The sequence below is a fragment of the Streptomyces triticirhizae genome, assembly GCF_003696235.1.
GTDB classification, from domain to species: Bacteria; Actinomycetota; Actinomycetes; order Streptomycetales; family Streptomycetaceae; genus Streptomyces; species Streptomyces triticirhizae.
Genome location: NZ_RFFJ01000112.1, coordinates 1 through 21289, shown reverse-complemented (window position 1 = coordinate 21289; position 21289 = coordinate 1). Strand labels below are relative to the sequence as shown.

Sequence of the window (21289 nt, the reverse complement as noted above, 5' to 3'; positions counted from 1 at the left end):
CCCGCCGCCGGCGCCGCAGCCGGGCCCGCCGCCGGGTCCCCAGCTCGGCCAGCAGCCGGGACCGCCCACCGGTCCCCAGCCCGGCCAACACCCCGCCCCGCCGCCCGGCCCCGGGCAGGGCCAGGCGCCGCCGCCCGCCTACGGCTACCCGCAGGAGGCCCAACCCGCCGTCGGCTCCGGCTACATGGCGGTGCTGCGCTACCGCGCTCCCGACGGCTCCGAGCAGCAGCTGATCCGCCGCTCCGCGCCCGGGATGCCGCACCCCGAGTGGCAGATCCTGCACGAGCTGATGGCCATGGGCGTGCCCGCGCAGGAGGTCGTCGAGCTGCACACCGAGTTGCAGTCCTGCGAGCTGCCCGGCGGCTACTGCGCCCGGATGATCCGCGAGACCTGGCCCCAGGTGCGGATCACCCACACCGCCGCCTACGGCACGGACTTCGCGTCCCGCCAGGCCGGGGTGCGCCATCTGGTGGAGCACCAGGACGAGTTGCAGCAGTTCGCCGACGGCCCGCCGCGTTCCGCGCCGGTGCGCGCGCCGCTGCCGCAGCAGCCGCCGGCGCCGGCCGTCGGGCTCGACGTGATCGGCCAGGAGCTGGCCGAGGCGTTCGGCCCGCAGCTGGTCTTCCGCTACGAGCCGCACTTCGCCGCCCGGCAGGGCGTGCCGGAGATCGTGGCCAACACCCTGGCGTGGAGCGGGCTGCCGGTGGAGATCCCGCCGTTCTTCTGGGCCCGCGCCCAGCCGGGGATGCCGATCCCGACACTGGCCGAGGTCGCGATGGAGCGCGGCGTGCGGCCGGCGCCCGACGCCGGCTCGTATCTGGTGGTGGGCAGCGACTTCGGCAAGCAGCTGTGTGTGCAGTACGGCACGGCGCACATCGTGGCCGTGCCGCTGGAGGCCGGGCCCGGCGGGCAGCCGGTGCCGCCGCAGTTCGTCAACGCCTCGCTGCCGCAGTTCGCGCGGTGCATGGCGCTGCTGGGCCGGATGTGGCGGCTGCGCTACGGGCTGACCTCGGAGCAGGCGGGCCGCTGGACCAAGGACTTCCAGGCCCAGCTGGCCTCGCTCGACCCGATGACGGTGGCCGACCCCGAGAGCTGGTGGTCGGTGCTGCTGGAACAGATGTGGGACGGGCTGCTGTAGCGCGTTCCCCCGTGGCGGCGTGCGCCGGCGCGCGCCGTTGCGGGGAACGCGCCGCCCGGGTGAGCCCGTTCCCCGGGTTTCGGATGTCCTCGTGATGTTTGGGGGATCATCTTGGCTATGACGGGTTTCCGGACGGTACGCGGGCGGGGGTACTCGCCGGAGCAGGTCGACCGCGTTCTGGCGGAGCTGGGGCGACAGCGGGACCAGGCGTGGCACCGGCTCACCGAGCTGGGCCGGCTCGCGGAGCGGCTCACCGAGCGCGCGGCCCAGCTGCGGGCCGAGGTGGCCGCGCTGCCCCCGACGGACTTCGGCGCGCTGGGCGAGCGCGCCAAGCTGATGCTGGCCGAGGTCGAGGCCGAGGCGGCGGAGATCAGGGAGCTGGCCGAGGCCGACGCCGACACCCTGCTGAGGGCGGCCGAGGGCGAGGGCCGCGCCTTACGGGAGCGGGCGGCGAAGGAGGCGGCCCGCGTCCGGGTGGCCGCCGAGGAGGCGGCCGGACGCACCCTGGCCGAGTTCACCGAGGCCGCCGAGGCGCTGGTGGAGCAGGAGCGGCAACGGGCCGCGCGGGTGCGGGCCGAGGCGGAGGCCACGCTGGCCGACGTGACCCGGCACGCCGAGGCGCTGGTCGCCGAGCAGCGCGCGCGGCAACGGGCGAGCGGCCGGCTGGCCGAGGAGCGGATGGCGGCGCGCCGGGAGGCGGTCGAGGCGCGGGTGGCCGAGCTGACCCAGCGGGCCGACGCGGTCTGGGAGCGCGCGCGGCGGCAGTTGGCCGACGCCGAGGCCGCGGCCAGGGCGCGGAACGAGGCGGCGGAGGCGCGGCGCGCTGAGCTGCTGGCCGAAGCGGAGACGCGCAGGCGGCGGATCGAGCGGGACGCCGAGCGGCTGGCCCGCCTCCAGGAGGAACGGGCCGAGCAGGTGCGCGCCTACATGTCCCATCTGCGCACCACGCTCGCCACGTTGACCGGCCGCGCCCCGCGCCGACCGCAGGACGCCGAGGCCGAGGCCGAGGCGCAGGCCGGGAGCCCGGGAGAGGCGGCGACCGAACGGGGCTGACGCGGCGGGGTGCCGGGGCCGCCTGGGTATTCTGCGGACCATTCCCCGTTTCTCCGACGAAGGACGCGATTTCCGTGAGCCCCAACCGTCCGGCAGCCATCATCGTTCTCGCAGCGGGCGAGGGGACCCGCATGAAATCGGCGACGCCCAAGGTCCTGCACGAGCTGTGCGGCCGTTCCATGGTCGGCCATGTGGTGCTGGCGGCGAACGAGTTGGCGCCCGAGCGGCTGGTGGTGGTGGTCGGGCACGGCCGGGAGCGGGTCGTCGAGCACCTGGCCGAGCTGGACGCCGGGGTGCGCACCGCCGTGCAGGCCGAGCAGCGCGGCACGGCGCACGCGGTGCGCACCGCGCTGACCGCGCTCGCCGCCGATGACGGCGGGGCGCCGACCGGCACGGTCCTGGTGACCTGCGGCGACACCCCGCTCCAGACCGGGGCCACGCTGCGCGCCCTGGCCGAACGGCACGCCGCCGAGGGCAACGCGGTGACCGTGCTGACCATGGAGCTGCCGGACGCCACCGGCTACGGCCGGGTGGTGCGCGAGCCGGACGGCTCGGTGACGGAGATCGTCGAGCACAAGGACGCCTCGCCGGCGGCGCTGGCGATCCGCGAGGTCAGCTCGGGCGTCTTCGCCTTCGACGGGGCGCTGTTGGCGGAGGCGCTGGAGAAGGTCGGCTCCGACAACAGCCAGGGCGAGGAGTACCTCCCCGACGTGCTGCGCATCCTGCGGGGCGCTGGCCACCGGGTGGGCGCCGAGCGGGTGGCCGACCCGAGGGAGCTGGTCGGCATCAACAACCGGGTGCAACTGGCGCAGGCCAGGCGGCTGTTGAACGACCGGCTGCTGGAGGCCGCGATGCTGGCGGGCGTCACGGTCGTCGACCCGGCGAGCACCTGGATCGACTCGACGGTCACCTTCGAGCCGGACGCGGTCGTCCAGCCGAACACCCAGCTGCTGGGCGCCACCCATGTGGCGGCCCTCGCGGAGGTCGGGCCGGGCACCCGGCTGACGAACTGCACGGTGGGCGAGGGCGCCCTGGTGGTGCACACCGTGGCGGACACGGCGGTGATCGGCGCCGGCGCGAAGGTCGGCCCGTACTCCTATCTGCGCCCGGGAACGCTGCTCGGCTCCGACACCAAGGTCGGCGGCTTTGTGGAGGTGAAGAACTCCACACTCGGCACCGGAACCAAAGTTCCGCATCTCTCCTATGTGGGCGACGCCACGATCGGCGAGCACACCAACATCGGCGCCTCCAGCGTGGTGGTGAACTACGACGGCGAGGCAAAGCACCGCACCACGATCGGTTCGCACTGTCGAACGGGCGCCGACAATACCTTTGTGGCACCCGTCACGGTGGGGGACGGCAGTTACACGGCGGCCGGCTCGGTGATCACCGTCGACGTCCCCCCGGGGTCACTGGGCGTAGCCCGGGAAAGGCAGCGGAACGTGGCGGGTTGGGTGGCCCGCAGGCGTTCCGGATCGGCGGCCGACCGGGCGGCCCAGGCGGCTCTAGCTGCGGCGGAACCCGATCACGATCAGGACTGACGGGTTCGCTGGGGGCCGGTGACGGCGTACCGTAAGGAGGGCCCTCTGGGCCGGACGTTAGGCCGAACGAGCGCACCCGCGTATGCCAAGGGAGACTGACTGTGACCGGGATCAAGACGACCGGTGAGAAGAAACTGATGCTCTTCTCCGGCCGCGCCCACCCCGAACTGGCGAAGGAGGTCGCCGCCGAATTGGGCATGGGGCTGGTCCCGACCAAGGCTCAGGACTTTGCCAACGGCGAGATCTATGTGCGTTTTCAGGAGTCCGTGCGCGGCGCCGACTGTTTTCTGATGCAGAGTCACACGGCGCCGATCAATAAATGGATCATGGAACAGCTGATCATGATCGACGCGTTGAAGCGGGCCTCGGCGCGGAGTATCTCGGTGATCATTCCGTTCTACGGCTACGCCCGTCAGGACAAGAAGCACCGGGGCCGCGAGCCCATCTCCGCGCGGCTGATGGCGGACCTGCTGAGCACGGCGGGGGCGCACCGGATCATCGCCATGGACCTCCACGCGGACCAGGTGCAGGGGTACTTCGACGGCCCGGTCGACCACCTCTTCGCGCTGCCGGTGCTCACCGAGTACATCGGGAACCGGGTGGACCGGGAGAAGCTGACCGTGGTCTCCCCCGACGCCGGCCGGGTCCGGGTCGCCGACCGCTGGGCGGACCGGCTCGGCGCCCCGCTGGCCATCGTGCACAAGCGGCGGGACCCGGACGTGGCCAACCAGGTCACCGTCCACGAGGTCGTCGGCAACGTCAGCGACCGGGTGTGTGTGCTGGTCGACGACATGATCGACACCGGCGGCACGATCTGCGCCGCCGCCGACGCGCTCTTCGCCAACGGCGCCTCCGACGTGATCGTGGCCGCCACCCACGGCGTGCTCTCGGGCCCGGCGGCCGACCGGCTGAAGAACTCGCGGGTGAGCGAGTTCATCTTCACCAACTCGCTGCCGACGCCCAGCGAGGTCAACCTCGACAAGATCACCGTGCTGTCGATGGCGCCGACCATCGCCAGGGCGGTGCGCGAGGTCTTCGAGGACGGCTCGGTCACCAGCCTCTTCGAGGGCGACGCCTGACCCGTCTCCCCGGCCGGCCCCCACCTCGCCTTCGAGGTGCGGGGCCGGCGGCGCGTTCGGAGGGCCGCCGGGCGGCGGGTAGACTCGACCGCGTTGCTCGGCGAGGGAGGCCCGGCGGGGCTTATCCGTTATCGACGCGCTCTTTGTGCAGGCCCGCCCTGGGCCGGGTGACCGACGGTTTTTCCGGTCACACACCACGAGGAGTGTCGCGATGTCAGACGTGAAGATCAGCGCCGAGACCAGGAGCGAGTTCGGCAAGGGCGCCGCCCGCCGCATCCGCCGCGAGGGCCGGGTGCCCGCCGTCATCTACGGCCACGGCGGCGACCCGGTCCACGTGACCCTGCCGGGCCACGAGCTGATGATGGCGCTCAAGAACTCCAACGTCCTCATCACCCTCGACATCGAGGGCCGCGAGGAGCTGGTGATCCCCAAGGCCGTGCAGCGCGAGGCCATCCGTGGCTTCCTGGTCCACACCGACCTGCTGGTGGTCAAGCGCGGCGAGAAGGTCACCGTGGAGATCCCGGTCCTGACCGAGGGCGAACTGGCCCCGGGCGGCGGCCTGTTGGAGCACGTGCTCAACACCCTGCCGGTGGAGGCCGAGGCCACCAACATCCCCGAGTCCGTCACCGTCTCCGTCGCCGGCCTGTCCATCGGCGACTCGGTCCTGGCCAAGGACGTCCCGCTGCCGGCGGGCTCCAGCCTGGCCGTGGACCCGGACGAGGTCGTCGTCCAGGTGCTCCAGCCGCAGGCCGAGGAGCCGGCCGCCGAGGGCGCCGGGGCCACCGAAGAGGAAGCCGGCTGAGGCAGCCGCCGAGGGTGGGCCCTCCCGGGCCCACCCGACCGAACCCGACCGGAACGGGAGACGCATGAACGACGCCGGAAACGCGACGGCGCCCGAGGGACCGTGGCTGATCGTCGGCCTCGGCAACCCGGGGCCGAGCTACGCCGCCAACCGGCACAACGTCGGCTTCATGGTCGTCGACCTGCTGGCCGAGCGGCTGGGCGGAAGCTTCCGGGCCCACCGCTCCCGCGCCATGGTGCTGGAGGGCCGCCTCGGCCCGCCCGGCTCCGGAGGCCCCCGGGTGGTGCTGGCCAAGCCGATGTCCTTCATGAACGTCTCCGGCGGCCCGACCGGCGCGCTCTGCTCCTTCTACCGGGTGCCCCCGTCCCGACTGGTCGTGATCCACGACGAGTTGGACATCGGCTACGGCGTGCTGCGCCTCAAGCGCGGCGGCGGCGACAACGGCCACAACGGGCTGAAGTCGATCACCTCCGCGCTCGGCAAGGACTACTTCCGCGTCCGCTTCGGCGTCGGCCGGCCCCCGGGGCGGATGGACGTGGCGGCCTATGTGCTGCGGGACTTCGGCACGGTGGAGCGCAAGGACCTCGACTACCACGTGGACCGCGCCGCCGACGCCACCGAGGCGCTGGTCACCGAGGGCCTTGAGCGGGCGCAGAGCCGCTACAACGGCTGAGGCGCCCGGCGCCCGACCTGAACAGTCCGACCTGACCAGCTCGACCTGACCAGCTCGACTTGACCAGCCGGCAGGCTTTGGCCAAGGATCTGCGCCATGTCCGCGACCCAGGCCAGCCGACGCGGCGCCGCGCGCCGAGCCGGCGAGAGCGCGTTCGGCGCGCTGCTGTTGGGGCGGCTGGTGGTCTCCTGGCTGCTGGCCGCCGCGCTGGTGCTCGGCGGGGCCTACGCCTCCTGGGACACCACGCGCGACACCTTCGGCCTCGGCGACACGGAGAAGGGGCAGGTCACGCTGCTCCGCTGCGAACAGCGCAGCTGCACCGGGATCTTCGCCCCCAGCGGCGACACCGTGGTCCTGGAACAGCGGATCGCCCGCGCCGAGGGCGAGAGCCTCACCGTTGTCCGCCCGCTCGACGGCGACCTCGTGCTCCGCGCGGACACCGCCGGCCGCCTCTACGCGCTGGCGCCGCTCTCCGGCGCGCTACTCCTGGCCGCCATCGTGATCGCCGGCGGCCTGCGCCGCTACCGCCTCGCCTGGATCATCGCCGGCACCGCCCTGGCCCACCTGCTCCTGACGTTCCTCCTCTGGATCTGACCCGCTCCCTCAGCCACCGGCCAGCACCCGGTACACGACGGAGGCGTCGTCGCTCCGCTTGTTCCTCGGCCAGCGCTCGCCTCGCGGATCGGCCTCCTCAAGGGCCCGAACCTCACGGATGAGCGAAGCGGGGTCCCTGGTCACCCGCACCTCGTCGCGAAGGCCGCGGTAGCGGGGACGGCGGTTCGGGTGCGAGCCCCCCGGGGGCTCGCACCCGGCCCGCCCCCGGAGAAAATCACCCCGTGTTGCGCAGGCCAGCCGCCACGCCGTTGACGGTCAGGAGCAGCGCGCGGGAGAGGAGTTGGTCCGGCTCCTCGCCGCGCTTGGCGGCGGCGCGCTGGCGGTGCAGCAGCGTGACCTGGAGATACGAGATCGGGTCCAGATAGGCGTCCCTGATCCGAAGCGTCCGCTGGAGCGCCGGGTTGGCGTCGAGCAGCTCGTTCTCCCCGGTGATCCGCAGCACCTCGGCGACCGTCCGCTCGTGCTCCGCCACGATGGTGTCGAAGACGTGCCGCAGCTCGTCCGGCACCAGCGTGTCCACGTAGTGGCGGGCGATCCGCAGGTCCGTCTTGGCCAGCGTCATCTCGACGTTGGAGAGGAAGTTGCGGAAGAAGTGCCAGTGCTCGAACGCCTCAGCGAGCACCTCCTCAAGACCCGCCTCGCGGGCGGCCTTCAGACCCGACCCGACGCCGAACCAGCCCGGCACGATCTGCCGGGACTGCGTCCAGCCGAAGACCCACGGGATCGCCCGCAGCCCGTCCAGGCCGGCGCCGCTGTCGGGCCGGCGGGACGGCCGGGAGCCCAGGTGCAGCTCGGCGAGCTGGTCGACCGGCGTGGAGGCGAAGAAGTACGCCGGCAGGTCCGGGTCCTCCACCAGGTCGCGGTACGCGGAGTGCGCCGCCTCAGAGACCGTGTCCATCGCCGCGTCCCAACGGGCCAGCGCCTGGCTGGACTGGCGCGGCGCGGTGTGCAGCGCGGACGCCTGGAGGGTGGCGGAGACCGTCAGCTCCAGGTTCTCCCTGGCCAGGGACGGCACCAGGTACTTGTCGGAGATCACCTCGCCCTGCTCGGTGACCTTGATCTCACCCTCCAGCGTGCCCCACGGCTGCGCCAGGATCGCGTCGTGGGTGGGCCCGCCGCCCCGGCCGACGGTGCCGCCCCGGCCGTGGAACAGCCGCAGCCGCACCCCGTGCCGGTGCGCCACGTCACGCAGCCGGCGTTGCGCGCGGTGGATCTCCCACTGGGAGGTGGTGATGCCGCCGAACTTCGAGGAGTCGCTGTAGCCGAGCATGACCTCCTGCACGTCGTCCCGCAGCGACACCAGCCGCCGGTAGGAGGGGTCGGAGAGCATCTGGTCCAACAGCTCGTCGGCGATGCGGAGTTCGTCGGTGGTCTCCAGCAGCGGCACGATGCCGATCCTGGCCCAGCCGGCGTGCAGGTCGATCAGGCCGGCCTCCCTGGCCAGCACGGCGGCGGCGAACACGTCGTCCGCGCCCTGGCACATGGAGATGATGTACGACTCGATCACCTCGGGTCCGAAGCTGTCCAGCGCGCGGCGGATCGTCGAGAAGACGCCCAGCGTCTTGGCGCCGGCGGCGTCCAGCGGCGCCGGCGTCGGGGCCAGCGGCCGGCGCGAACGCAGCTCCCTGGCCAGCAGCTTGGCCCGGTACTCGCGCGGCATGTCCGCGTACCGCCAGGACTCCTCGCCCAGCCGGTCGAAGAGCTGGCCCAGCGCGTAGTGGTGCGCGTCGGCGTGCTCGCGGACGTCCATCGTGGCCAGCTGGAGACCGAACGCGGCGATGGTGCGCATCAGCCGCTCCACCCGCCCGCCGGCGATCAGCTCGCCCCGGTGCGCGCGCAGCGAGTCCCGCACCACGGCCAGGTCGGCCAGCAGCCCGCCGGTGCCCAGGTAGTCGCGGCCGGGGGTGTGCGGGGTGTCGGCGGCGAGCCGCTGACGGGTGTTGAGCAGCTTCTGTCGGATGCAGGTGACCTTCAGCCGGTAGGGCTCCTCCGCGTTGAGCCGCTTGTAGCGCGGGGTGATCTCCGGCAGCAGCTCCAGGTCGCGGCGGAGCGACTCCAGCAGCTCCTCGCTGGCGCCGGAGTTGCGGATCGAGTTGGAGAGCGCGCTGCGCAGCTCGTCGATGTGCGCCAGCGCGGACTCGATGCCGTGCTCGTGCTGGAGCAGCAGCACGTCCCAGGTGACGGACGGGGTGACGTTGGGGTTGCCGTCCCGGTCGCCGCCGATCCAGGTGCCGAAGGTCAACGGGCGGGCGTCCGTGGGGAGTTCCGCGCCGGCCCGCTCCAGCTCGGCGGAGAGGTCCTCCAGCACGTCGCCGACCGCGCCGGCGTGCAACTCGTCCAGGTAGTAGACCGCGTTGCGCGCCTCGTCGGTCGGCTCGGGGCGGGTGACCCGCAGCTCGTCGGTCTGCCAGATCAGGTCGATGGACTCCGCCAGCCGCAGGTCGGTGCGGCGCCGGTCGCCGCCGTCCTCGCCGGTCGGGCGGTCCAGCAGCTCGGCGACCTTGCGGAGCTTGGTGAGCACGGAACGCCGCGCCGCCTCCGTCGGGTGCGCGGTGAAGACGGGGCGCACGCCCAGCGCCGCGACCGTGGCCCGCAGATGCTCGGGGTCGGCGTCCTTGAGCATGTCGGCGGTGCGGGTCAGCGCCCCGCCCTCGGCCGCGCGGCGCTCGCGCAGCTCCCGCCCACGGTGGACCTGCTCGGTGACGTTGGCCAGATGGAAGTAGATGGAGAACGCGCGGACCAGCTTCGCGGCCGTCGACAGGTCGGTCGAGCCGACCAGTTCGGCGGCGGCCTCGCCGTCGCTCCTGGTGAGGGCCCGGACGCGTTCGACCAGTTCGAGCAGCTCGGGTCCGTCCTGCCGCACCAGGGTCTCACCGAGCAGGTCGCCCAGTCGGCGGATGTCGGCACGCAGCGCGCTACTACTTTCCGGGGTCCCCTTGGCGTCCGGGATCTCGGGCTGGCCAGCGGTCGACGACTCGGGCTGGCGGCTTTGGCTGTCGGGACTGCTCACGGGTGCGGCTCCTCGCAGCTGACTCATCTGGCAGGTCTTGGGCACATACGGACCGCGCTGTCCGACCGTCCCATGGTAGTGAGCCCTCCCGACGGCCTCCTCACCTCTCGGTGACTTCCCCGGCACGCGCCTTGTGGCACCCGGTGAACTGCGATACTTACGTAGGCGTAGGTTACGGCTCCGTAGGTATCCCGAGCCGGTCCGCCACGGGACACGCGTCGGGCCGTCCGCTCACTCTCCCCGTCCCCCCTTCCCCCTTTTCCGAGGTAGACCCCATGACCTCTTCCCCCGATGTGGCGCGTCCAACGCCGGACGAAGCGACCGACCCCGCCGACCCCGCCGCTCCCCCCGAACCGGCCCCGCCGCCGGCCGCCACCCTCGGCGGCGAACAGCGCCGCACCATCGAGCAGTTGGCCCTGCTGCTCTTCATCGTCGTGCCCTTCCTCGCGCTGCTGGCCGCCGTGCCGCTGGCCTGGGGCTGGGGCGTGAGCTGGCTGGACCTGACGCTGCTGGTCGTCTTCTACTTCATCGGCTGCCACGGCATCACCGTGGGGTTCCACCGCCACTTCACGCACGGCGCGTTCAAGGCGAAGCGCCCGGCGCGGATCGCGCTGGCCATCGCCGGCTCGATGGCCGTCGAGGGCCCGCTGGTGCGCTGGGTCGCCGACCACCGCAAGCACCACAAGCACTCCGACGCCGAGGGCGACCCGCACTCCCCCTGGCGCTACGGCGAGTCGGTGCCGGCGCTGCTCAAGGGCCTGTGGTGGGCGCACATGGGCTGGATGTTCGACACCGAGCAGACCAACCAGCACAAGTACGCGCCCGACCTGATCAACGACCCCGACATGCGCCGGGTCTCCCGTCAGTTCGTGCTCTGGACGACGGTCACGCTGACCGCGCCCCCGCTGATCGGCGGGCTGGCCACCTGGTCCTGGCAGGGCGCGCTGACCGCGTTCTTCTGGGGCTCCCTGGTGCGGGTCGCGCTGCTCCACCACGTGACCTGGTCGATCAACTCGATCTGCCACGCGACCGGCAAGCGCCCGTTCCGCTCCCGCGACCGCTCTGGGAACGTGTGGTGGCTGGCCGTTCTCTCCTGCGGCGAGTCCTGGCACAACCTGCACCACGCCGACCCGACCTGCGCCCGGCACGGCGTGGACCGCTGGCAGCTGGACTCCAGCGCGCGGCTGATCCGCTGGATGGAGAAGGCGGGTTGGGTCTACGACGTGCGCTGGCCTCGGCAGACCCGCCTGGACGCCCGGCGGGTGACCGAGCGCGACGGGGACGCCCGGCGGGGCCGGAACGCCTCCGAGATCAACCGGAAGGAAGGGACCCCGCGTAAGACGGCATGATGGGGGCGTGGCGACCGAAGACAGCAGCAGCGACAGCGGCAGGGACAAGGATCGTCCGGCTCGGGCGACGCGGCGGGGCCGCAGACGCATGACCGGGACCGAACGCCGGGAGCAGTTGCTGGACATCGGTCGCACCCTCTTCGCCGAACGGGGCTTCGAGGGCACGTCGGTGGAGGAGATCGCCGCCAAGGCGGGGGTCTCCAAGCCGGTGGTCTACGAGCACTTCGGCGGCAAGGAGGGGCTCTACGCGGTCGTGGTGGACCGGGAGATGAGCCGGCTGCTGTCGATGGTGACGGGCGCGCTGACCGCCGGGCACCCGAGGGAGCTGCTGGAGCAGGCGGCGTTCGCGCTGCTGGACTACATCGAGCGGTACACCGACGGCTTCCACATCCTGGTGCGGGACTCCCCGGTGGCGCAGTCCACGGGGACGTTCGCCTCGCTGATCGGGGACATCGCGACCCAGGTCGAGGACATCCTGGGCCTGGAGTTCAAGAGCCGGGGGTACGACGCCAAGCTGGCGCCGATGTACGCGCAGGCGCTGGTGGGGATGGTGGCGTTGACCGGGCAGTGGTGGTTGAACGTCCGCAAGCCGAAGAAGGCCGAGGTGGCCGCCCATCTGGTGAACCTGGCCTGGCACGGGCTCCAGGGGTTGGAGCACCACCCGAAGCTGGTGGGCCGCCGCCGCGACTGACGCGCGCGCCTTGGTGTGGCAGACCGGGCTGTGACGGACCTCGGCCCCCGCCCTCGAACTGTCTGGGGTTCGAGGTCGGGGGCCGTGGGGGAGCGGCGCGGGAGGAACGGCCTGGCGGGCCGGCCGCCGCCGGGGGGGACTGCCTCAGTCGTTGATGCCGTTCCTGGACAGGATCGGGATGTCCGACAGCAGGTTCGCCAGCGGGTCGTCGCCGTCGACCTGGGTGGAGTTCTCCGCACAGGTCTGGTCGTTGGTGCTGGTGAGAATGTCCTGCACGGTGATCGGGATCAGGCCGACGACGGAGCCGACGTTGAGCTTGTTGATGTCGGCGACCGGCAGGCAGACGTCGTTCAGCGAGCTGTTGACCAGCGCCATGTTCGGGCTCATGTAGCCACCGGTGGTGGTGTTGCCGATCCGGTCCGAGGCGCCGTTGCCGTTGATCGTGGTCAGCTCGGACTCCTCGGCGGCCATGGCCGGGGTGGCGGCGATGCCGGCCATGCCGACGGCGGAGGCCGCGACGGCGACCGTGGCAAGCGACTTCTTGATCACTAGCTTGTCCTTCCGAGTTCTGGGATGCCCTGTTTCCGGAGCGCCCTGAACAACGCCGCTGGGTGGATTCCGTTGCCTCCGTTCACCCGAATCGCGCAATCTGAGGCCCCTTGGGGGCTCGTAGGCGCACTCCAGGGGGCGTACGCGACCTCATCCGCCCCCGCCGGTGCGCGCCCCCTCAGGGCGCGGGCTGAAGAAACTCCAGCCGGTTGCCCACCGGGTCGTGGGCGTGGAACCTGCGGTACCCGGGGAACGCCCCGTCCCAGAGCGGCTCGACGCCGGCCTCGGCCAGCCGCGCGGCCAGCGCGTCCAGGTCGGGCACGACCAGCGCGGGGTGCGCCTTGCGCGCGGGGCGGAAGTCCGCCTCGACGCCGAGGTGCAGCTCGCAGCCGCCGCTGCGGAACCAGCAGCCGCCACGGGCGGCCAGCTCCGGCGGCTTGGGCACCTCGGCCATGCCCAGCACCCCGCCGTAGAAGGCGCGCAACGCCGGCTCGCTGCCGGTCGGCACCGCGAGCTGCACATGGTGCAGCGCCGCGATCATGCCGTCCTCCGGCCGACGACGAAGATCCGGCGGAACGGGAAGACCGTGCCGTGCGGCCCTGGCGGGTAGGCGGCGCGCAGCGCGTCGCGGTAGGCGTCCAGGAAGGCCGCCAGCTCCTCCGGCTCCTCTTCGAGGGCGGTGATCACCGGCCGCAGCCCGGTGCCGCGCACCCAGTCAAGCACCGGGTCCTCGCCGGTCAGCCGGTGCAGACAGGTGGTCTCCCAGACGTCCACCTCGGCGCAGAGTGGCGCCAGTTCGGCCAGATAGCCCTCGGGCGCGAGCACCGGGTCGGTGGTGCGCAGCACCCCGGCCAGCCGCTCGCGCCAGCGGGGGCGCGCGGCGATCTCGCGCATCAGGGCGTGGCTGGGGGCGGCGAAGTTCCCGGGCACCTGGAAGGCGAGGGCGCCGCCGGGCGCGAGCCCCCCGACCCAGTCGGCCAGCCGGCGCCGGTGCTCGGGCACCCACTGGAGGGCGGCGTTGGAGACGATCAGGTCGAACGGCTCCCCCGGGCGCCAGGTGGCGAGGTCGGCCTCGACGAAGTCGAGTGCGCCGCCGGGCGCGGTGACCCGGCGGGCCTCGGCCAGCATCTCGGGGGAGTTGTCGTAGCCGGTGACCCGCGCGTCCGGCCAGCGCTCGAAGAGCTGGAGCGTTGGCGCGCCGGGCCCGCAGCCCAGATCGGCGATCCGGGGGCGGCCGGGCAACGGGGGCACGCGGGCGAGGAGTTCGGTCAACGGTCGGGAACGCGCGGCGGCGTGCCGTACGTACTGCGCGGGGTCCCAGCGGGGACGCGGGGCTGTCTGGGGCATGGGACGATCCTCACGCCGATGTATCTCGATGTCAAGAAACTTCAGGCTGTATAGCTCGATGGCGTGAGACTTCACGTCGACACAACACCAACTAGACTGCCCCCATGGAGGACGAGGTTGACCGGCTGGTCGCCGCCTGGCGGCGGGAACGCCCCGATCTGGACGTGGAACCGCTGGAGGTGCTCAGCCGCGTGAGCAGGCTGGCCCGCCACCTGGACCGGGCCAGGCGTCAGGCGTTCGCCGAACACCAGCTGGAGCCCTGGGAGTTCGACGTCCTCACCGCGCTGCGCCGGGCCGGCACGCCGTACCAGCTCTCGCCGGGGCAGCTGCTCACCCAGACCCTGGTGACCTCCGGGACCATGACCAACCGCATCGACCGGCTCGCCAAGAAGGGGTTCGTCGAGCGGCTGCCCGACCCATCGGACCGGCGCGGGGTGCTGGTCAGGCTGACGCCCGCCGGGCGGGACCACGCGGACAGCGCGCTGGCCGGGCTGCTCGCCCAGGAACGGGCGATCCTGGCCGACCTCTCCCCCACCCAACGCCGCGACCTGGCCGCCCTCCTCCGCGCCCTGACGGCCCCCTTCGACAACCTCTAGCCTGCGTAGCCTGCGGCGCCTCGGGAGCGCCCACGGACGGCCAGGGGCGCGGGGAACTGCGCGAACAACCCACCACACACCCGCACCCGACAACCCGCCGGCCATCGGCAGCTCCGCCGTCGCCCTCAGACCATGGACGGTCACCCGCGCAGTTCCCCGCGCCCCCAACCCCGTGGGCGCTCCCGAAGCCCCTACTCCGCCCCCGACAACCAACGGAACGCCCACCGACCCCCAGGGGCGCGGGGAACTGCGCGAACAACCCACCACACACCCGCACCCGACAACCCACCAGCCCCCACCAGCCCCGCCGTCGCCCTCAGACCCCGCCGGAGGCACCCCGTGGGCGCTCCCCTAATCCACCGGAGGTATCCCCGCTCGCCGCGCCAGAGCCACAGCGGCCAGCGTCGAGTGGACGCCCAGCTTCCCGAGGACGTTCTGCATGTGCGTGCGGACGGTGTGCGGCGAGAGATAGAGGCGTTCGGCCACCGCCTTCCGCCCCAGGCCGGCCAACATGCAGCGCAGCACCTCCAGTTCGCGCGGCGTGAGGGACTCCACGAGCCGCTCGCGTTCGCCCCGGTGTCTGCGGTCGGCCTGGAGTTCGCGGAGCACGCCGGTGAGCAGGGCGGGCGGGAGGTGGGTCTCGTCGCGCAGCACGCCCCTGATGACCCGCAGCAGCCGGGCCAGCGAGCTGTCCTTGGCCACCCAGCCCCTGGCGTCGGCGGCCAGGGCGCGGGCGGCGGCGGCCGGTTCGTCGGATGCCGCGAGCATGACAGTCCGCAGGGTGGGGAAGCCCTCGGCCACCCACGTCAACAGGGCGGGGTGCTCGGCGCCCGCCTCCACCGCGTCGTCCAACTCCGCGTCCAGCAGCAGCACATCGAACGGCGGGTGCGCTCCGGCCCGCACCCGGGTCAGCAGTTGCCGGGCCGCCGGCACGCTGCCGAGCGCCACCGCCTCCACGTCCGCCTCGGCGGACAGCGCGGTGGCCAGCGACTCAGCGAAGATCCGGTGCTCGTCCACCACCAGCACCCGAATACGGTCCACCGAAAGCCCCTGGGGTCGCGTCGAAGGGGCGGCTCGGCGGGCACGACACCACGGTCCATCCACGGTCGGACCGCGCGGCCGCCGCCGCGGGGCCCTTCGTCGGACTCGGCGCCGCGCCCACCGTCTCGCCCCCTGATCGGCACCGGCCCCCACCGGTGCTGCCCTCAGCCTACGGCCGGCGCTCCCCGGTGGAAGGGGTTTCGCCGAACCACGGATATCGGTGCGGTCACGCCGGCAGTCGCCGGGCGCCCGCCGAGGGGATCGCCTCGAAGATCCGGGGCGCGACGAGCCCGGCTCCCGCGAACGCCTCACCGACCGCCTTGCCCACGCTCGCCACCGACTCCTCGGGCACCAGCGCGATGGCCGAGCCGCCGAAGCCGCCGCCGGTCATCCGGGAGCCCAGCGCGCCGGCCGCGTTGGCCGTGTCGACCGCCAGGTCCAGCTCGGGGCAGGAGACCTCGAAGTCGTCCCTGAGCGAGACGTGGCCCTCGGTGAGCAACGGGCCGATCTCCCGCGCCCGGCCGGCGTCCAGCAGCTCCACGACCCGCGCCACCCGCTGGTCCTCGGTCACCACGTGGCGCACCCGGCGGCGGACCGCCTCGTCCTCGATCCGCGCCAGCGCCGCGTCCAGTTCGGCGAACGGCACGTCGCGCAGGAACGGGACGCCCAGCGCCGCCGCGCCCGCCTCGCACTCGGCGCGCCGCCTGCCGTAGGCGCCGTCCGCGTGCGCGTGCTTGACCTGGGTGTCCACGACCAGCAGCCGCAGCCCCTCGGCCGCCATGTCGAACGGCACCTGCCGGCCGCTCAGGTCGCGGGTGTCCAGGTGGAGGACGTGTCCCTCGACGCAGCTGGCCGAGGCCATCTGGTCGAGGATGCCGCAGGGCATCCCCACGAAGTCGTTCTCGGCGATCTGCCCGATCCGCGCCAACTCGGGTGCGGACAGGCCCAGTTCGTTGAGGTCGCTCAGGGCCAGGGCGGTGACCACCTCCAGCGCGGCCGAGGAGGACAGGCCGGCGCCGGTCGGCACGTCGGAGGCGAAGAGGATGTCGGCGCCGGTCAGCCGGTGGCCGGCCCGCTCCAGCGCCCAGGCGACGCCGGCCGGGTAGGCCGCCCAGCCCTCGACCTCGCCGGGCACCAGGGCGTCCAGGCTCAGCTCGACGACCGTGTCACCGATGTCGCGGGAACGCAGCCGCAGCGTCCGGTCGGCCCTGCGGGTCGCGGTGGCGACGGCCGAGTGCGGCAGCGCCAGCGGCAGCACGAAGCCCTCGTTGTAGTCGGTGTGCTCGCCGATCAGGTTGACCCGCCCCGGGGCGCTCCACGTGCCGTCGGGGGCGACCCCGAAGACCTGCTCGTGGTCCGTCATGAGGTGCCCTCCTTCCGCTGGGCGAACGCCCAGGCGTCGGCGATGATTCCGGCCAGTTCGGGCCGGCTGGGCCGCCAGCCGAGGCGCTCCCTGGCGCGGTCGGCCGAGGCGACCAGCACGGCCGGGTCGCCGGCGCGGCGGTCGGCCGCGACCTCGGGGATCGGGTGCCCGGTGACCTCGCGGGCGGTCTCGATCACCTCACGGACCGAGAAGCCGTTCCCGTTGCCCAGGTTGCAGACCAGGTGCTCGCCCGGGACGGCCGCGCCCAGCGCCGCCAGGTGCGCCTCGGCCAGGTCGTCGACGTGGATGTAGTCGCGGACGCAGGTGCCGTCGGGCGTCGGGTAGTCCGTGCCGTAGACCGAGATGGCCTCGCGGCGGCCCTGGGCGACCTGGAGCACGATGGGGATCAGGTGGCTCTCCGGGTCGTGCCGCTCGCCCTGCGCGCCGTGCGCGCCGGCCACGTTGAAGTAGCGCAGCGAGACGGCGGCCAGGCCGTGGGCGGCGCACTCGCCGGCGAGCATCTGGTCGACGGCCAGCTTGCTGGCGCCGTAGGGGTTGGTGGGCGCGGTGGGCGCGTCCTCGGTGATGGGCCAGGTGGCGGGCTCGCCGTAGACGGCGGCGGTCGAGGAGAAGACCAGGGTCCGCACGCCGGCGGCGCGCATCGCCGACAGCAGCTCGATGGTGCCGCCGACGTTGTTGCGCCAATACTTCTCCGGGTTCAGCACGGACTCGCCGACCTGGGAGTTGGCGGCGAAGTGCAGCACCCCGTCGAAGGAGCCGTCCAGCCACCTGGCGGCGTCCCGCACGTTGCCCTCGACGAACTCGGCGCCCTCGGGCACCCCCTCGCGGAAGCCGGTGGACAGGTCGTCCAGGACCGTCACCCGGTGGCCCGCCGCCAGCAGATGCGCGGCGACCACCCCGCCCACATAGCCGGCTCCGCCCGTGACCAGATACCTCACTCGCTTGCCACCTCTCGCAGCCGGGCGGCAGCCGCCTCCGGCAGAACATCGCTGACGAACGCCCCCATGCCGGACTCCGAGCCGGCCAGGAACTTCAACTTGTCGGCACTCCGCCTGATGGTGAACAGCTCCAGGTGGAGCGCGAACTCCGACCGGTCGGCCGCGTCGAACGGGGCCTGGTGCCAGCCGGAGATGTACGGGGTCGGACCGGCGTCGGGGCCGAAGAGCCGGTCGAAGCGGCGCAGCAGCTCCAGGTAGACGCCGGGGAACTCGGCGCGCTCGGCCTCGTCGAGGTCCCGCAGGTCCGGCACCCGGCGGGCCGGGTAGAGGTGGACCTCGTAGGGCCAGCGGGCGGCGTAGGGGACGAACGCGATCCAGTGCGGGGTCTGGAGCACCACCCGGCTGCCGTCGGCGCGTTCGGCGGCGACCTGCTCGTCGAAGAGGTTCCCGCCGGTGCGCCGCCGGTGCTCGGCGACGGCCGCCATCATCCGCTCGGTGACCGGGGTGACGAACGGGTAGCCGTAGATCTGCCCGTGGGGGTGGGCGAGGGTGACGCCGATCTCGGCGCCCCGGTTCTCGAAGCAGTAGACCTGGCGCACCCCGGGGAGGCGGGACAGCTCGTCGGTGCGGTCGGTCCAGGCGCTGAGCACCAGCGCGGCCCGCTCCTCGGTGAGGCCGGCGAAGGAGACCTCGTGGTCGGAGGTGAAGCAGACCACCTCGCAGCGGCCCCGGTCGCCGCCGAAGGAGGGGAAGCGGTTCTCGAAGACCGCCACCTGGTAGGAGTCGTCCGGTATCTCGCTGAGCCGGTCGCCTGAGGTGGGGCACAGCGGGCACTGGTCGGCCGGCGGGTGGTAGGTGCGCGACTGGCGGTGCGCGGCGTAGCCGACGTGCTCGCCGAGCAGGGCGTTGTGCCGGATCTCCGAGCTGGAGGTGGTCTTGGGCAGGGGCCGGCGGTCGACCGCTGAGTGGTCGGCTTCGTCGACGTCGTAGTAGATGAGCTCCCGACCGTCGGCCAGAAGAGTCGTGGTCTTCCGCACCCCGGTGTTCGCCCCGGTCCATCGCAGCATCCGGTTTTGCCTCGCCATCCCGCGCAGTCCAGCGCACTCCCCAACAGAATCCAACATAAGGATGCAGGGGAGCACAGCTTCGCGTCAATGTGGTACGGAGCACCGACCGGGGTTCGACCCACCGGCCCGGGATCAGCCGGTCCGGCCCGCCAGGTGGTCCAACAGGCCGGTGCGGACGGCGAGGGCGGCGGCCTCGAGACGGGAGGCCGTGCCGAGCTTGGTGAGCAGCCGCTGCACATGGGTGCGCGCGGTGCTGGGGGCGACCCCGAGGCCGGCGGCTATCCGACGGGTGTCCTCGCCCTCCACGATCCGCACCAGCACGTCGGCCTCCCGCTCGGTGAGCAGGCCCGCCAGCCGGACGCCCTCGGCATGGGCGCCGTCGCGCGGGTGCAGCAACTCGGTGAACGCCTCCCGCAGCAACGAGGGGGCGACGGCCACCTCGCCGGCCCTGGCCCGGGCCAGGGCGCGCTCCACGCCCTCGATCCGCTCGTCGTGCCGGACATAGCCGCGAGCGCCGGCGGCGAAGGCGGCGGCCACGCCCATCGGGCGGGGCACCGGGCCCAGCACCACCACGGCGCAGCGCGGGAACTCGCGGTGCAGGCGCGCCACCGGGGCGAGGGCGCCCGTGGCCTCCGGGGCCACACAGCCGAAGAGGCAGACCTCGGGCTGCCTGCCCAGCACCAGCTCCACCGCCCTGGCCGCCGGGGAGCCGGCGGCCAACACCCGGTGCCCGCGCACCCGCAGCGCCGAGGCCAGCGCCTCGGCGACCAGCCGACGATCGTCGACCACCACCACCCTGTGCGTCATCCTCGCCCCTCCCCTGGACCGTGACCGTCGAGCCTCCTCCAGGGCGGGCCGGCCGGCGGGAACGCCGGACCTGCCCGAACGCGACGCCTCAGCCCGGGCTCACCGGTAGGCGAGCACCGAGGGGGGCGACTCCTCGTCCTCGTAGGTGGTGCGGTCGACCAGGACCAGGGTGTTCTCGTGCCACATCGGAAGGTTGTCGTGCGGGAACATGCCGCCGCCCATCATGGCGTACTCCTTCTCCCGCGCGGCCCGGTCGAGCGCCATCACGGCGCTGACCTCCTCCGTCTCCGGGTCGAGGGCGACGACCATGCCCTCCAGCTCGTAGTCGGCCGGCTGGTACGCGAGGATCTTGCCGTCCTGCACGGCGAAGGGCCGTATCGCGCCACCGTTGATCGCGTCGGCCTCGTACTCGGCCTGCCCGGTGGAGAGGTTGAACGCGACCACCGCGTTGTCCCCGGCGACGTCGTTGGTGGCCAGGTAGAGATAGCCCTCGTGGACCACGCCCAGCGGGCAGGAGGGGAACATCAGCGTCTCGCACGGCGTGACGTAGCGGGTGCTGTCGTAGTCGAGGACGTGCTCGAAGTCGGTGCGGTCCTCGTTGACCACCACGATCTTCTCCGAGCCGTCCATCAGCTCCTCGCCGACGTTGATCAGGAGGGTCAGCGGGGAGACCGAGATGAGGGAGCGGACCTCGACCGGCTCGCCCTCCAACTCGGCGAACTCGAACTCCCACGTCGGGTTCCCCGCCTCGTCGGTGGCCCGGACGCTGCCGCCCTCCTCGCCCAGCCAGCCGCACTCCATCAGGGAGATGAACTCCTGCTCGACCACCATGTAGGAGACCTCGGCGCAGTCCCTGGTCTCCGTGGAGGAGACCCACAGCTGGTCGCCGGTCGAGATCTGGTACCCGCCGCCGCCGATGCCCCAGCTGACCGCGACGGTGTCGCCCAGGATGGCCGGGAAGTCGTACTGGTCGGGGGTGATGGCGTTGTTGAGCGGGATGCTGGTGATCTCCTCGCCGGCGGAGATGTCCACCACGGAGACCACCTCGCAGTCCCGGCCCTGGAGGATCGCGATGCGGTTCTCGTCGACGTTGGGCGAGGCGTTGCAGTCGCCGCCGGACAGCTCGAAGGGCAGCGACCAGTTCTCCTGGCCGGTGGCCAGGTCGAAGGAGATCAGCTCGTTCCCCAGGACCCGCACCAGGGCGTCGTCAACGAACCAGGCGCCCTTGGAGCGGGCCAGGATCTCGTCGGTGGCGACCTCGATCGGCGGGACCTCCCAGGCCAGGCTGGACTGGATGGGCTCGGCCGGCAGCGTGCCCCCGCCGCCCTCGCCACCGCCGCCCTCGGTCCCGCCCTCCGGATCGGGATCGCCGCCGCCCGCGTCGCGGTTCTGCGCCGAGGTGTTCTTGTCGCCGTCGGAGACCAGGAACCAGGTGCCGCCGCCGGCCAGCAGCACCACCAGCACCACGCCGAGCACCAGCGCCCACACCGGCGGGCGCTTCGAGCCGCCGGAGGACCCGGGCGGGACGAACCCGCCGGGCCCGCCCAGGGTGCCACCCGGGCCGCCGGGCCCGGGAGCGCCCGGGGCGCCGAAGCCGGCCTGGCCGCCG

Annotated in this window: 21 protein-coding genes; 10 read left to right on the top strand and 11 right to left on the bottom strand. The window is 72.9% G+C overall.

The features are described from left to right. From EBN88_RS18980 to EBN88_RS18950, 7 genes are all read left to right on the top strand, one after another. The coding region (locus EBN88_RS18980) for an SUKH-4 family immunity protein (protein WP_199742415.1) at positions 1–1138 on the top strand (1138 nt) is incomplete at its 5' end. 117 nt (positions 1139–1255) lie between these two features. Further along, the gene (locus EBN88_RS18975) at positions 1256–2191 is read left to right on the top strand and encodes a coiled-coil domain-containing protein (protein ID WP_122185101.1); all 936 of its coding nucleotides are present in this window, start codon (positions 1256–1258) and stop codon (positions 2189–2191) included. 74 nt (positions 2192–2265) lie between these two features. Next, positions 2266–3732, top strand: a complete 1467-nt coding sequence (gene glmU, locus EBN88_RS18970) for a bifunctional UDP-N-acetylglucosamine diphosphorylase/glucosamine-1-phosphate N-acetyltransferase GlmU (protein ID WP_122185100.1) — start codon at positions 2266–2268, stop codon at positions 3730–3732. A gap of 101 nt (positions 3733–3833) precedes the next feature. After that, complete coding sequence (locus EBN88_RS18965) at positions 3834–4811, top strand: ribose-phosphate diphosphokinase (RefSeq protein ID WP_122185099.1); 978 nt, start codon at positions 3834–3836, stop codon at positions 4809–4811. A gap of 211 nt (positions 4812–5022) precedes the next feature. After that, positions 5023–5613 (top strand): 50S ribosomal protein L25/general stress protein Ctc, encoded by a 591-nt coding sequence (locus EBN88_RS18960; protein WP_122185098.1) that lies wholly within the window; start codon positions 5023–5025, stop codon positions 5611–5613. 64 nt (positions 5614–5677) lie between these two features. Next, entirely contained in the window at positions 5678–6286 is a 609-nt protein-coding gene (gene pth, locus EBN88_RS18955; RefSeq protein WP_122185097.1) for an aminoacyl-tRNA hydrolase, read from the top strand. Positions 6287–6382: 96 nt separating this feature from the next. Next, positions 6383–6880 carry a hypothetical protein gene (locus EBN88_RS18950; protein ID WP_122185096.1) on the top strand — a complete coding sequence of 166 codons (498 nt, stop codon included), beginning with the start codon at positions 6383–6385 and terminating at the stop codon, positions 6878–6880. A 9-nt stretch (positions 6881–6889) separates the two neighbouring features. Here EBN88_RS18950 and EBN88_RS32405 read toward each other — a convergent pair whose 3' ends face one another. Continuing rightward, entirely contained in the window at positions 6890–7024 is a 135-nt protein-coding gene (locus EBN88_RS32405) for a hypothetical protein (RefSeq protein WP_267902574.1), read from the bottom strand. A gap of 91 nt (positions 7025–7115) precedes the next feature. Then, positions 7116–9911, bottom strand: coding sequence for a phosphoenolpyruvate carboxylase (ppc, locus tag EBN88_RS18945; RefSeq protein ID WP_233580786.1), 2796 nt, complete (start codon positions 9909–9911; stop codon positions 7116–7118). A gap of 275 nt (positions 9912–10186) precedes the next feature. On the opposite strand from ppc, the gene EBN88_RS18940 reads away from it, so the two are divergent. Together EBN88_RS18940 and EBN88_RS18935 are read left to right on the top strand one after the other, a co-directional pair. After that, positions 10187–11260: an acyl-CoA desaturase gene (locus EBN88_RS18940; RefSeq protein WP_122185094.1), complete on the top strand. Its 1074-nt coding sequence runs from the start codon at positions 10187–10189 to the stop codon at positions 11258–11260. A gap of 7 nt (positions 11261–11267) precedes the next feature. Then, entirely contained in the window at positions 11268–11951 is a 684-nt protein-coding gene (locus EBN88_RS18935) for a TetR/AcrR family transcriptional regulator (protein ID WP_122185093.1), read from the top strand. Between the two features lie 144 nt (positions 11952–12095). Here EBN88_RS18935 and EBN88_RS18930 read toward each other — a convergent pair whose 3' ends face one another. The 3 genes from EBN88_RS18930 to EBN88_RS18920 all read right to left on the bottom strand — a co-directional run bounded on the left by EBN88_RS18930 (position 12096) and on the right by EBN88_RS18920 (position 13847). Next, positions 12096–12500, bottom strand: a complete 405-nt coding sequence (locus EBN88_RS18930) for a rodlin (protein ID WP_122185092.1) — start codon at positions 12498–12500, stop codon at positions 12096–12098. Between the two features lie 178 nt (positions 12501–12678). Further along, positions 12679–13041, bottom strand: coding sequence for a VOC family protein (locus EBN88_RS18925; RefSeq protein ID WP_122185091.1), 363 nt, complete (start codon positions 13039–13041; stop codon positions 12679–12681). After that, positions 13038–13847 carry a trans-aconitate 2-methyltransferase gene (locus EBN88_RS18920; protein ID WP_122185090.1) on the bottom strand — a complete coding sequence of 270 codons (810 nt, stop codon included), beginning with the start codon at positions 13845–13847 and terminating at the stop codon, positions 13038–13040. The genes EBN88_RS18925 and EBN88_RS18920 overlap by 4 nt, the downstream gene beginning before the upstream one ends. 104 nt (positions 13848–13951) lie before the next feature. On the opposite strand from EBN88_RS18920, the gene EBN88_RS18915 reads away from it, so the two are divergent. Continuing rightward, complete coding sequence (locus tag EBN88_RS18915; protein WP_122185089.1) at positions 13952–14443, top strand: MarR family winged helix-turn-helix transcriptional regulator; 492 nt, start codon at positions 13952–13954, stop codon at positions 14441–14443. 351 nt (positions 14444–14794) lie between these two features. Here the strand turns inward: EBN88_RS18915 and EBN88_RS18910 are convergent, their stop codons facing one another. The 6 genes from EBN88_RS18910 to EBN88_RS18885 form a co-directional block, all read right to left on the bottom strand. Next, positions 14795–15484, bottom strand: coding sequence for a helix-turn-helix transcriptional regulator (locus EBN88_RS18910; RefSeq protein ID WP_122185088.1), 690 nt, complete (start codon positions 15482–15484; stop codon positions 14795–14797). Between the two features lie 226 nt (positions 15485–15710). Continuing rightward, positions 15711–16847 carry a galactokinase gene (galK, locus tag EBN88_RS18905; protein ID WP_122185087.1) on the bottom strand — a complete coding sequence of 379 codons (1137 nt, stop codon included), beginning with the start codon at positions 16845–16847 and terminating at the stop codon, positions 15711–15713. Further along, entirely contained in the window at positions 16844–17806 is a 963-nt protein-coding gene (galE, locus tag EBN88_RS18900) for a UDP-glucose 4-epimerase GalE (RefSeq protein ID WP_122185086.1), read from the bottom strand. Before galE ends, galK begins: the two co-directional genes overlap by 4 nt. Continuing rightward, on the bottom strand, positions 17803–18843 hold the full coding sequence (gene galT / locus EBN88_RS18895; protein ID WP_122185102.1) for a galactose-1-phosphate uridylyltransferase: 1041 nt from the start codon (positions 18841–18843) through the stop codon (positions 17803–17805). Before galT ends, galE begins: the two co-directional genes overlap by 4 nt. Before the next feature lie 162 nt (positions 18844–19005). Next, the gene (locus EBN88_RS18890; protein WP_122185085.1) at positions 19006–19680 is read right to left on the bottom strand and encodes a helix-turn-helix transcriptional regulator; all 675 of its coding nucleotides are present in this window, start codon (positions 19678–19680) and stop codon (positions 19006–19008) included. Positions 19681–19779: 99 nt separating this feature from the next. Next, positions 19780–21289 (bottom strand): outer membrane protein assembly factor BamB family protein (locus EBN88_RS18885; protein WP_147472763.1); only part of this gene is annotated, 1510 nt, incomplete at its 5' end.

What these genes read in the sequence shown, in the direction of transcription:
- EBN88_RS18975 (WP_122185101.1), top strand. Translation starts at nt 1,256, where the DNA reads ATGACGGGTTTCCGGACGGTACGCGGGCGGGGGTACTCGCCGGAGCAG.
- EBN88_RS18890 (WP_122185085.1), bottom strand. Translation starts at nt 19,680, where the DNA reads ATGACGCACAGGGTGGTGGTGGTCGACGATCGTCGGCTGGTCGCCGAG.
- EBN88_RS18915 (WP_122185089.1), top strand. Translation starts at nt 13,952, where the DNA reads ATGGAGGACGAGGTTGACCGGCTGGTCGCCGCCTGGCGGCGGGAACGC.
- galK (WP_122185087.1), bottom strand. Translation starts at nt 16,847, where the DNA reads ATGACGGACCACGAGCAGGTCTTCGGGGTCGCCCCCGACGGCACGTGG.
- pth (WP_122185097.1), top strand. Translation starts at nt 5,678, where the DNA reads ATGAACGACGCCGGAAACGCGACGGCGCCCGAGGGACCGTGGCTGATC.
- EBN88_RS18920 (WP_122185090.1), bottom strand. Translation starts at nt 13,847, where the DNA reads ATGCCCCAGACAGCCCCGCGTCCCCGCTGGGACCCCGCGCAGTACGTA.
- EBN88_RS18925 (WP_122185091.1), bottom strand. Translation starts at nt 13,041, where the DNA reads ATGATCGCGGCGCTGCACCATGTGCAGCTCGCGGTGCCGACCGGCAGC.
- EBN88_RS18960 (WP_122185098.1), top strand. Translation starts at nt 5,023, where the DNA reads ATGTCAGACGTGAAGATCAGCGCCGAGACCAGGAGCGAGTTCGGCAAG.
- EBN88_RS18950 (WP_122185096.1), top strand. Translation starts at nt 6,383, where the DNA reads ATGTCCGCGACCCAGGCCAGCCGACGCGGCGCCGCGCGCCGAGCCGGC.
- EBN88_RS18940 (WP_122185094.1), top strand. Translation starts at nt 10,187, where the DNA reads ATGACCTCTTCCCCCGATGTGGCGCGTCCAACGCCGGACGAAGCGACC.